Origin of the sequence: Ensifer adhaerens (assembly GCF_002007205.1) — a bacterium.
Classification (GTDB): domain Bacteria; phylum Pseudomonadota; class Alphaproteobacteria; order Rhizobiales; family Rhizobiaceae; genus Ensifer; species Ensifer adhaerens_D.
This window is the reverse complement of record NZ_LAZS01000003.1, coordinates 94,582-105,394: the sequence shown is the minus strand read 5'-3', so window position 1 is coordinate 105,394 and position 10,813 is coordinate 94,582. Positions and strand designations below refer to the sequence as shown.

Annotated in this window: 10 protein-coding genes; 3 read left to right on the top strand and 7 right to left on the bottom strand. The window is 62.7% G+C overall.

The window, feature by feature from the left end:
- The 6 genes from XB14_RS02455 to XB14_RS02430 all read right to left on the bottom strand — a co-directional run.
- Nucleotides 1-143: SDR family NAD(P)-dependent oxidoreductase (locus XB14_RS02455; protein WP_143348193.1), on the bottom strand; the 143-nt coding region annotated here is incomplete at its 3' end.
- Nucleotides 140-1,141, bottom strand: coding sequence for an ABC transporter ATP-binding protein (locus XB14_RS02450; protein WP_077960035.1), 1,002 nt, complete (start codon nt 1,139-1,141; stop codon nt 140-142). The genes XB14_RS02450 and XB14_RS02455, both read right to left, overlap by 4 nt.
- An 11-nt stretch (nt 1,142-1,152) precedes the next feature.
- Nucleotides 1,153-1,983, bottom strand: coding sequence for a carbohydrate ABC transporter permease (locus tag XB14_RS02445; protein WP_034794097.1), 831 nt, complete (start codon nt 1,981-1,983; stop codon nt 1,153-1,155).
- Nucleotides 1,984-1,988: 5 nt separating this feature from the next.
- On the bottom strand, nt 1,989-2,861 hold the full coding sequence (locus XB14_RS02440) for a carbohydrate ABC transporter permease (RefSeq protein ID WP_065374368.1): 873 nt from the start codon (nt 2,859-2,861) through the stop codon (nt 1,989-1,991).
- 162 nt (nt 2,862-3,023) lie between these two features.
- Nucleotides 3,024-4,334, bottom strand: a complete 1,311-nt coding sequence (locus tag XB14_RS02435) for an ABC transporter substrate-binding protein (RefSeq protein ID WP_077960034.1) — start codon at nt 4,332-4,334, stop codon at nt 3,024-3,026.
- Nucleotides 4,335-4,533: 199 nt separating this feature from the next.
- Entirely contained in the window at nt 4,534-5,487 is a 954-nt protein-coding gene (locus tag XB14_RS02430) for a sugar-binding transcriptional regulator (protein ID WP_077960033.1), read from the bottom strand.
- 311 nt (nt 5,488-5,798) lie between these two features.
- On the opposite strand from XB14_RS02430, the gene XB14_RS02425 reads away from it, so the two are divergent.
- Nucleotides 5,799-7,160 (top strand): NAD(P)-dependent oxidoreductase, encoded by a 1,362-nt coding sequence (locus tag XB14_RS02425; RefSeq protein WP_077960032.1) that lies wholly within the window; start codon nt 5,799-5,801, stop codon nt 7,158-7,160.
- An 18-nt stretch (nt 7,161-7,178) separates the two neighbouring features.
- Nucleotides 7,179-8,492: an NAD-dependent dihydropyrimidine dehydrogenase subunit PreA gene (preA, locus tag XB14_RS02420; RefSeq protein WP_077960031.1), complete on the top strand. Its 1,314-nt coding sequence runs from the start codon at nt 7,179-7,181 to the stop codon at nt 8,490-8,492.
- Between the two features lie 88 nt (nt 8,493-8,580).
- Here preA and XB14_RS02415 read toward each other — a convergent pair whose 3' ends face one another.
- A complete protein-coding gene (locus XB14_RS02415) occupies nt 8,581-9,603 on the bottom strand; it encodes a zinc-dependent alcohol dehydrogenase family protein (RefSeq protein ID WP_077960030.1) in 1,023 nt (340 codons plus the stop codon).
- Nucleotides 9,604-9,709: 106 nt separating this feature from the next.
- Between XB14_RS02415 and XB14_RS02410 the strand changes: the two genes are divergently transcribed.
- Entirely contained in the window at nt 9,710-10,609 is a 900-nt protein-coding gene (locus XB14_RS02410) for a LysR family transcriptional regulator (protein WP_077960029.1), read from the top strand.
- Nucleotides 10,610-10,813 lie beyond the last annotated feature (204 nt).

Below are 10,813 nucleotides of genomic sequence, written 5' to 3'. Positions count from 1 at the left end.
GATGCCGTCTCGCGCGCTCGCTCGATATCGATGTCGGCGATCGCGACCGTGGCGCCTTCGCGGATGTAGGCTTCTGCGAAAGCACGACCGATCCCCCGCGCAGACCCGGTGATCAGCGCGCTCTTTCCTTCAAGCCTTTTCATCGAACTGCCAGCCCCTTGTCGTCGAACCTGTGAACGCGCTGCGGATCGGGCGTCAGGAACACCCGGTCGCCATGGGTGACAGCGAAATCACCGCTGACGCGCGCCGTCATTGTTCCGATATTGTCGACATTGACGTGCAGGAACGTGTCCGAGCCAAGGTGCTCGGCAACCCCTACCGTGCCGGCCCAGGTGCCGTTTTCCTTCGAAAGCACCAGATGCTCGGGACGGATGCCCATCGTGTGCGCCTGGTAGGCGGCGGCCGGCGCACCGGAAACGAAATTCATGCGCGGTGAACCGATGAAACCGGCGACGAAGAGATTGTCCGGCTTGTGATAGAGATCGAGCGGCGAGCCGACCTGCTCGATACGGCCGCGATTGAGCACCACGATCTTGTCGGCCATGGTCATGGCCTCCACCTGGTCGTGGGTGACGTAGACCATCGTCGTCTTCAGGTCCTGATGCAGTTGGCTGATCTCCAGCCGCATGTTGACGCGCAGCGCCGCGTCGAGGTTGGAGAGCGGCTCGTCGAACAGGAACGCCTTCGGCTGCCGAACGATCGCGCGGCCGATGGCGACGCGCTGGCGCTGGCCACCGGAGAGCTGACGCGGCTTGCGGTCGAGATAGTCGGTCAGGTTCAGCACGCGTGCTGCATCCGCCACTTTCTTGTCGATGACCGCCTTGTCCTCGTTCGCCATCTTCAACGGAAAGCCGATGTTCGAGCGCACGCTCATATGCGGGTAGAGCGCGTAGGACTGGAACACCATCGACAGGCCGCGCTGCGCCGGCGGCAGTTCGGTGGCGTTCTTGCCGTCGATGACGATCTCGCCGTCGCTGACATCCTCAAGCCCCGCGATCAGCCGGAGCAGCGTCGACTTTCCGCAGCCGGACGGTCCGACGAAGACGACGAACTCCCCATTGTTGATGTCGAGGTCGATCGAGGGGATGACGGCATGGGCGCCGAAGACCTTCGAAACCTTGCTGAGTGTAATGCTTCCCATTGTCGTATCCCTTATTTGACCGCGCCGAAGGTGAGGCCGCGCACGAGCTGCTTCTGCGAGAACCAGCCGAGTATGAGGATGGGGGCGATCGCCATGGTCGAGGCGGCCGAGAGCTTGGCGTAGAACAGGCCTTCGGGGCTCGAATAGGAGGCGATGAAAGCCGTCAGCGGTGCCGCTTTTGCGGCGCTGAGGTTGAGCGTCCAGAACGCCTCGTTCCAGGCGAGGATGATGTTCAAGAGCAGCGTCGAGGCGATGCCGGGGATCGCCATCGGCGTCAGCACATAGATGATCTCCTTGGAGAGCGAGGCGCCGTCCATGCGCGCCGCCTCCAGGATCTCGCCGGGGATCTCCTTGAAGTAGGTGTAGAGCATCCAGATGATGATCGGCAGGTTGATCAGCGTCAGCACGATCACGAGGCCGGTGCGGGTGTCGAGCAGGCCGGTGTTGCGGAACAGCAGATACATCGGCACCAGCACGCCGACCGACGGCATCATCTTGGTGGAGAGCATCCACATCAGCACGTCCTTGGTGCGTTTGGTCGGCGAGAACGCCATCGCCCAGGCGGACGGGATGGCGATGATGAGCCCGATCAGCGTCGAGCCGAAGGAGACGACGACCGAGTTCATGAAGTGCAGGAAGTAGTTCGATCGGCTCTGCACCTCGTGATAGTTCTCCGTCGTCCAGTCGAAGAAGAACAAGGACGGCGGCGAAGCGATCGCCTCGGCCTCGGTCTTGAAGCTCGTCAGGAACGTCCAGAGGATCGGGAAGAAGATCAGAATGCCGATCGTCCAGGCGACGACGGTGACGACGATCTTTCTTTGGGTGGAGACGTTGCGTGCCATGGTTCTCAAGCCTCCAGCGTCTTGCCGATCATGCGCATCAGGAAGAATGCGACGATATTGGCGAGGATGACCGCGATGATCCCGCCGGCCGAAGCACCGCCCACGTCGAACTGCAGCAGAGCCTGCGCATAGACGAGGAAGGTCAGGTTGGTGCTCTGCGTGCCCGGGCCGCCATTGGTGGTGACCAGGATTTCGGCAAAGACCGAGAGCAGGAAGATCGTCTGGATAAGGATGACGACGGTGATCGCGCGGGAAAGATGCGGCAGCACCAGATAGATGAAGCGGCTCCAGGCGCCGGCGCCGTCCATCTGGGCTGCTTCCTTCTGCTCCTCGTCGAGCGACTGCAGCGCCGTCAAAAGGATCAGCGTCGCAAAAGGCAGCCATTGCCAGGCGACGATCAGGATCACCGACATCAGGGGCGCATTGGCGAGGAAGTCGAAGGGCTGCAGCCCGAAGAGCTTGGCGATCCAGGCAAAGAGCCCGTTGACCGGGTTCATGAACATGTTCTTCCAGACGAGTGCTGCCACGGTCGGCATGATCAGGAAGGGTGCGATGACAAGGATGCGCACGATCCCCTGCCCGAACATCGGCTGGTCGAGCAGCAGCGCCAGTGCGATGCCGCCGACGACGGTGATGAACAGCACGCCGAGCACGATCGCCAGCGTGTTGAAGATCGCCTGGAAGAAGGCGGGATCGGTCAGGAAGTAGCTGTAGTTCGAGAAACCGGCGAACTCTTCCATTCCCGGCATCAGAAGATTGTAGCGCAGGAACGAGAAGTAGATCGTCATGGCCAGGGGAACGATCATCCAGGCCAGAAGCAGAAGCACCGAAGGCGCGATCATCAGCCGCGCGGCGGAGCGTGTGTGCAAGGTCGCCATGGCGTCCCCCAAATGATGGAATTCAACGCGTGTTCGAAAGCTCGGACCGGGCGCGCACGGGGTCACCGCGCGCGCCGCGGAACGTCCTCCAGGAGAGCGGCCCGGAGGAGAATTACCGGGGCGCCGGCCATTTGCGGCCAGCACCCCGGGCCCTTGGGAGCCTCATTTGATGTAGCCAGCCTTGGTCATCTCACGCTCGGTGAGTTGCTGGGCGCTGGCAAGCGCATCGTCGACGCTCATCTGACCTGCGAGCGCTGCCGAGAACTGCTGACCGACCGCAGTGCCAAGACCCTGGAATTCCGGGATCGCCACGAACTGCACGCCGACATAAGGAACCGGCTTGACCGCCGGGTTCTTCGGGTCGGCCGCATTGATCGAGTCGAGCGTCATCTTCGCAAACGGTGCTGCCTTCTGGTACTCGGGGTTGGCATAGAGCGAGGTGCGCGTACCCGGAGGAACGTTCGCCCAGCCTTCCTTGTCGGCCACCAGCTTCAGATAGTCCTTGCCCGTTGCCCAGGAGATGAACTTCTCGGCCGAGGCGACCTTCTGCGAGCCGGCGGGGATCGCGAGGTTCCAGGCCCAGAGCCAGTTGCCGCGCTTGCCAAGGCCGGTGTCCGGCGCCAGCGCGAAGCCGACCTTGTCGGCAACGGTCGATTCCTTCGGGTTGGTGACGAAGGAAGCGGCCACGGTCGCATCGATCCACATCCCGCACTTGCCGGTCTGGAACAGCGACAGGTTTTCGTTGAAGCCGTTCGAGGATGCGCCGGGCGGTCCGGCGTCGTTCATCAGCTTGACGTAGAAGTCGAGCGCGTTCTTCCATTCCGGCTGGTCGAACTGCGGCTTCCAGTTCTCGTCGAACCAGCGCGCGCCAAAGGCGTTCGCGGTCGCCGTCAGGAAGGCCATGTTCTCGCCCCAACCGGCCTTGCCGCGCAGGCATATGCCGTAGATTTCGGCGTTCTTGTCGGTGATCTTGCGCGCTGCGTCGGCGATGAAGTCCCAGGTCGGTGCGTCGGGCATGGTGAGCCCCGCCTTCTCGAACAGATCCTTGCGGTACATCACCATCGAGCTCTCGCCATAGAAGGGCGCTGCATAAAGCTTGCCGTCGATGGTGAGACCGGAGCGGATCGCCGGCAGCAGGTCGTCGACATCGTAGTCGGCGCCGAGATTGTCGAGCGGCAAGAGCCAGCCCTGCTTTGCCCAGATCGGCACTTCATAGGTGCCGATCGTCATGATGTCGTACTGGCCGCCCTTGGTGGCGATGTCGGTCGTCACGCGCTGGCGCAGCACGTTTTCCTCAAGTGTTACCCACTCAAGCTGAATGTCCGGATTCTTGGACGTGAAGTCCTCCGTCAGCTTCTGCATCCGGATCATGTCGCCATTGTTCACGGTCGCAATCGTCAGGGTTTCTGCTTGGGCCAGACCCGACAGTGCGACTGCCGAGCACGTGCCCAGCAGGAAAGTTCTCAAGTTCATCGACTTCCTCCCAGAAGAAATTGAGCATTTGCCTTGCTCATGAGCAATTACTCACTTCCTGTGACAAAATGTCAATGCGCAATCGTTGCTGCGCCGCACACAGGAACATTAGAAGATTGTTTTAATTGCTGATTTTTTCTTTACGCACGTGCGAAAGGCCGGCACATCGGCCGGCCTTTTCAAACGTTTCGTATAACGATCATGCGTTGAGCAGATGGCTCGCAGTCGCCTCATCGGTGATGAGGCCGTTGATGATACCACCCTTTACCGCCGCCCTCAGCGCTTCGTATTTGCGCCGCCCCTTGGCGAGACCAATCACCGACGCCTTGTCCCGCGAAGGAAGAGGCACCGATGCGACCCGTTCGTTGAAGCTGCCTGATAGCAGCGCGCCGTCGTGATCGAACATCCAGCCGCAGATCTCACCGGCGGCCCCGGCTCTGGTCAGGTCGGCCATTTCGTCCTGCGCCAGGAACCCGTCCTGGCAGAGCGGCGCGTCGGGCCCGAGTTCGCCGACACCGACGAAGGCGACGTTGGCTTCGGCACCGAGCTTCAGCGCCACCTGCACCAGGCTCTGGCTGTGCAGCACCTCGCGCTCCTCGGCAGAGGCGGCAAGCACCGGCAGCGGCATCGGAAAATGCCGGGCCTTCACCGCATCGGCCATGCTGAAGATAACGTTGTAATAGGCGGCCGAGCCGTCGAGGCCGATATTTCCGGTGAGCGACACGATACGGTGCTGCGGACATTCCATCGTCGGCAACTGGTCGACCGCCGCCTTCAGCGTGCGGCCGGTGCCGATCGCCAGCACTTGCGGCTCGGGCGACTTTAGCCAGCGCTCGATCTCGGCGGCGCCAGCCTCGGCGATGCCGACCGTCGTCGAGGTCGAGCCCGGATCGCTCGGCACCACCTCCACATGTTTCAGCCCGTATCTGTCGCGAAGACCTGCCGCGGCCTCCAGGCACGCTGCAATCGGATGGTCGAGCCGGACCTTGATCAGCCGCTCGGACATGGCGAGAGAAACCAGCCGCTGCGCCGACTGGCGCGAGATTCCCATGACGGTGGCGATTTCGTCCTGTGTGCGGCCGGCGACATAGTATAGCCAGCCCGCCCGGGCAGCATCGTCAAGCCTGTTGTTCGCCTCGCCCCTGCGTGCCATGCCTGTTCTCCATTCCCCCCGATCACGATACTTTTGGATCCTGTCGATCCAAAAGTATCGTGATCGATCCTCATAAGCAGAGCGGGGTGCGGACGGAAAACCGCGCACACTTTTCCTCACCCCGCTCTGATCTGCTGCCACTATTGCCTCGCCCTGTCAAACATCGGTCAAGAACAAGGGCTTGGCAGGTCTTCTGCAAAGCCCCGGATCGCAAGGCTTTTCGGTCGCCACCACGCAAAACTTTTACCGTTTGATAAAAAAATAAAGCGTGTTACCGTTCCATCATCCTGAGAAAACATTGGGAGCCAAAAATGGGAACGACACAATCTGGGATCCTCGGCGGCCGCCTGCCGCTCGGGGAGTACGAGAGCAACTTCGCCGACCTGCATCCGCCGCTCGACAAGCACGAGGCCCTCGTCGCTTCCGACCGCTGTTACTTCTGTCATGACGCGCCGTGCATGGCGGCCTGTCCCACCTCCATCGATATCCCGCTGTTCATTCGGCAGATATCGACGGGCAACCCGATCGGATCGGCAAAGACGATTTTCGATCAGAACATCCTGGGCGGCATGTGCGCCCGCGTCTGTCCCACCGAAACGCTCTGCGAACAGGCCTGCGTTCGCAACACCGCCGAGGAGCGCCCGGTCGAGATCGGCCGCCTGCAGCGCTACGCGACCGACGTGGCGATGCGCGAGAACAAGCAGTTCTATACCCGCGCGGAGACTTCCGGCCGCAAGGTTGCCGTCGTCGGCGCCGGCCCGGCCGGCCTTGCAGCCGCCCACCGCCTGGCCGTCAAGGGCCACGACGTGGTGGTCTACGACGCCCGCCCGAAATCCGGTGGCCTCAACGAATACGGCATCGCCGCCTACAAGTCGGTCGACGACTTTGCCCAGAAAGAAGTCGACTACGTGCTGTCGATCGGCGGCATCGAAGTCAGGAACGGCCAGGCTCTCGGCCGCGATTTCACCCTTGCCGACCTTTCGGAACAATATGACGCCGTCTTCCTCGGCCTCGGCCTGGCCGGCGTCAATGCGCTCCGCCTCGAAGGCGAAAATGCCGCGGGCGTCGATGACGCCGTCGACTTCATCGCAGCCCTTCGCCAGTCGAAAACTAAGGCCGATATCCCGGTCGGTCGTCGCGTCGTCGTTCTCGGCGGCGGCATGACGGCAATCGACGCGGCGGTGCAGGCAAAGCTGCTCGGCGCCGAAGAGGTGACGATCTGCTATCGCCGAGGCAAGGAACACATGAACGCCTCCGAGTTCGAGCAGGATCTGGCCGCATCCAAGGGCGTCACCATCCGCCACTGGCTGCAGCCGAAGCGCATTGCCGAGAAGGACGGCAAGGTCGCCGGCATCGAGCTCGAATACACCACGCTCGAAGAAGGAAAGCTGACGGCAACCGGGGAAACCGGTATCATTGCCGCCGACCAGATCTTCAAGGCGATCGGCCAGAGCTTCCTCGGCGCCGGCCTCGGCGCACTGCAGCTCGAAGGCGGCCGGATCGTTGCGGACGCCGAAGGGCGTACGTCGATCGACAACGTCTGGGCCGGTGGCGACTGCGTGCTCGGCGGCGAAGACCTCACCGTCTCGGCCGTCGCCATGGGCCGCGACGCGGCTGAATCGATCAACCGGGTCTTCGCCGCGGCCGCGCCGCGCGCGACTGCCGTGGCTTAAGATCGGGAGGAGGAACCAATGGCTGATCTTCGCAATAATTTCGTCGGCATCAAATCCCCGAACCCGTTCTGGCTGGCATCCGCCCCGCCGACGGACAAGGCCTACAACGTCGAGCGCGCCTTCAAGGCGGGCTGGGGCGGCGTCGTCTGGAAGACGCTGGGTGAGGAAGGCCCGCCGGTCGTCAACGTCAACGGACCGCGTTACGGCGCGATCTGGGGTGCTGACCGCCGGCTGCTCGGTCTCAACAATATCGAGCTCATCACCGACCGCGACCTCTATGTGAACCTGCGCGAAATGAAGCAGGTGAAGATGAACTGGCCGGATCGCGCCCTGATCGCTTCGATCATGGTGCCCTGCGAGGAAGAGGCGTGGAAGGCGATCCTGCCGCTCGTCGAGGAAACCGGCGCCGACGGCATCGAACTCAACTTCGGCTGTCCGCACGGCATGTCCGAACGTGGCATGGGTGCTGCAGTCGGCCAGGTGCCGGAATACATCGAGATGGTCGTGCGCTGGTGCAAGCAGTACACGCGCATGCCCGTTATCACCAAGTTGACGCCGAATATCACCGACATCCGCAAGCCCGCCCGCGCCGCCAAGGCCGGCGGCACCGACGCCGTGTCGCTGATCAACACGATCAACTCGATCGTGTCCGTCGATCTCGACAACTTCGCCCCCAACCCGGCAGTCGGCGGCAAGGGCACCCATGGCGGCTATTGCGGCCCGGCGGTGAAACCGATTGCGCTGAACATGGTCGCCGAGATCGCCCGCGATCCGGAAACCTACGGCCTGCCGATCTCCGGCATAGGCGGCATCACCACCTGGCGCGACGCGGCCGAGTTCCTGGCGCTTGGCGCCGGCAACGTCCAGGTCTGCACCGCGGCGATGACCTACGGCTTCAAGATCGTCCAGGAGATGATTTCAGGTCTTTCCGACTGGATGGACGCCAAGGGCCACCGCAATCTCGACGACATCACCGGGCGCGCGGTGCCGAATGTCACCGACTGGCAGTACCTGAACCTCAACTACATCGCCAAGGCCAAGATCGACCAGGATGCCTGCATCAAGTGCGGTCGCTGTCACATCGCCTGCGAGGACACCTCGCACCAGGCGATCACCCAGTTCGTCAACGGCGTGCGCCACTTCGAGGTGATGGAAGACGAGTGCGTTGGCTGCAATCTCTGCGTCAACGTCTGTCCCGTCGAAAACTGCATCACCATGGAAGAACTGCCGGCCGGCACGCTCGACCAGCGCACCGGCAAGCCGGTCGATCCGAACTATGCCAACTGGACGACGCATCCGAACAACCCGATGGCCCGCCAGGCCGCGGAGTAAGCGAGACCGGAGCACAGCGCGCTCCGCGATCGCCGGAACCAATGAAAACGCCGCCGGACCATCAATCCGGCGGCGTTGTTTTTCGATCCTAGAACTCGACAACCACCTTGCCGAACGGACCGCGGTCGAGATGCGCCAGCGCCTCACGCAGCTCCGAGAACCGGTAACGGGCATCGATGACCGGCTTGATCCCGGTCCGGTCGATGGCGCCGACGAGGTCTTCCAGCGCCCGGCGATGGCCGACGCCGATGCCCTGGATAACCGGCGACTTCAACAGGACGAACGGTGCCGGAGCGGAGACCTCGCCGCCTTCGAGCACGCCGATGACCGAGATCCGCCCCTGCACGGCCACCGCCTGTAGCGATTTGCCGAGATTGGCGCCGCCGGCGAGTTCCAGGATGTGGTCGGCGCCGTGATCGCCGGTGATCTCGAGAACCCGCTCCGCCCAATCTTCCGACAGGCGGTTGATACCGTGATCGGCGCCAAGGGCGCGCACCCGTTCGAGCTTGTCCTGACCGCTTGACGTCACGATCACTTCGGCGCCGTGCGCCTTGGCGATCTGCAACCCAAACAGCGAAACGCCGCCGGTCCCTTGAACGACGACCCGGTCGCCAGGCTTCGGGTGCCCCTTCTCGACCAACGCAAACCAGGCCGTCACCCCGGCGCAGGGCAACGTGCTCGCCTCACCATCGTCGAGGCTCTCAGGTGCCTTCACGAACCAGTCCTCCGGAAAGGCGACATACTCCGAAGCGACACCCGGATTGAGACCACCGAGCGCGAAGAACGTGGGTTGACGGCCCGTACCCGGCTTCTGGCCGTCGATCCAGGTGGGATCGAAGACGGAAATGACCCGGTCGCCCGGCTGAAAACGGGTCACCCCGCGGCCGACCGCTTCGACCACGCCCGCCATGTCGGAACCCGGCACGAAGGGAAAGGAAAGCGGCATGCCCATCCCATTTTCCAAGACCAGCTTGTCGCGGAAATTGAGCGACAGGGCGGTCGTGCGCACAAGCACCTCGCCCGGGCCGGCCTCCGGAACGCGCCGCTCGGTGAGCTTTAGGTTGGCGGCGCCAAACCGATCGATCGTCCATTCCTTCATCAGCCTTGCCATGGTCTTCCCTTTCATCGGTTGGATCTGATGAAGAAACCATAGCGTTGAAATTATCTCTCCAGTTGCGATATGATTTCGCCACATTGGTTCCCTGAAGGATACAAGCGTGAGCTATCTCAACGGTGTCTCGGTATTCGTGGAAGCGGCTGATGCCGGTGGTTTTTCGGCGGCCGCCGAAAGGCTCAACCTGTCGCGCTCCGCGGTGGGCAAGACCATTGCCAAGCTGGAGCAGCGGCTGGGCGTTCGCCTCTTTCATCGCACCACCCGCACCCAGAGCCTGACCGACGAGGGCCAGCTCTTCTACGAAAACTGCCAGCGGGCACTCGCCGAAATCCGCGCCGGCGAGGCCCTGCTGGAATCGGGAAAGCAGGAGATAGAGGGGAGGCTACGCCTCTCGATGCCGGTGCATTTCGGCCGCCAATGCGTCATGCCGCTCTTGTCGGAACTGCTGCGCTTGCACCCGCGCCTGGAATTCGATCTCAATTTCAGCGATCGCAACGTCGATCTCGTCGAGGACGGCTTCGACCTTGCCATCCGTACCGGTCCGCTGCGCAGCGAACCGGACCTGATGACGCGCAAGATCGCCGACCAGCGCATGATCGTCTGCGCCTCGCCCGCCTATCTCGAAGCAAACGGCACGCCGGAAACGATCGACGACCTGATGTCCCATCAGGCGATCCTCTATCGCCGCAGCGGCCAGCCGCTCGCCTGGTCCTTTCCGGCCAAGGCCGGACAGGTGCGGACCGTCACGCCACCGGCGCGGCTGCGGCTCGACGACCTGACGTCAATCGCCGACGCGGCGGTCGACGGCTTCGGCATCGCCTGGCTGCCATGCTGGCTCGTTGGCGACCGCATCGCCTCGGCTTCGTTGGTGCGGATCCTCGCCGATGTGCCGGCACTATCCTACGGCACCTATGTCGTCTGGCCGAAAACCCAGTACATGCCGTCGAAGCTGCGCCTGCTCATCGATACGCTTGCCGCGCGCTTGCCGGCGATGATGGAATGAAGTGGCGGCGGTCGGGCGTTCGAAGGGCGGGACAACGCGATCGAGCCCGCAGCCGAACCACGCTCAATAGCGCTCCCCGCCGATAACGAACAGGACACGAAAACGAAACAGATTGTGTAAAAATGGTAAGTTGTCGGCTCGCGTGATCTGGATAATAAGGAAGAACTCATACGGAGGGCGTCGCACGTTCGATCAGGACCGAAA

Bases quoted from the DNA above. Each gene is read 5' to 3' on its own strand.
- XB14_RS02430 (WP_077960033.1), bottom strand. From the start codon at position 5,487: ATGGCACGCAGGGGCGAGGCGAACAACAGGCTTGACGATGCTGCCCGG.
- XB14_RS02425 (WP_077960032.1), top strand. From the start codon at position 5,799: ATGGGAACGACACAATCTGGGATCCTCGGCGGCCGCCTGCCGCTCGGG.
- XB14_RS02450 (WP_077960035.1), bottom strand. From the start codon at position 1,141: ATGGGAAGCATTACACTCAGCAAGGTTTCGAAGGTCTTCGGCGCCCAT.
- XB14_RS02415 (WP_077960030.1), bottom strand. From the start codon at position 9,603: ATGGCAAGGCTGATGAAGGAATGGACGATCGATCGGTTTGGCGCCGCC.
- XB14_RS02440 (WP_065374368.1), bottom strand. From the start codon at position 2,861: ATGGCGACCTTGCACACACGCTCCGCCGCGCGGCTGATGATCGCGCCT.
- XB14_RS02435 (WP_077960034.1), bottom strand. From the start codon at position 4,334: ATGAACTTGAGAACTTTCCTGCTGGGCACGTGCTCGGCAGTCGCACTG.
- preA (WP_077960031.1), top strand. From the start codon at position 7,179: ATGGCTGATCTTCGCAATAATTTCGTCGGCATCAAATCCCCGAACCCG.
- XB14_RS02445 (WP_034794097.1), bottom strand. From the start codon at position 1,983: ATGGCACGCAACGTCTCCACCCAAAGAAAGATCGTCGTCACCGTCGTC.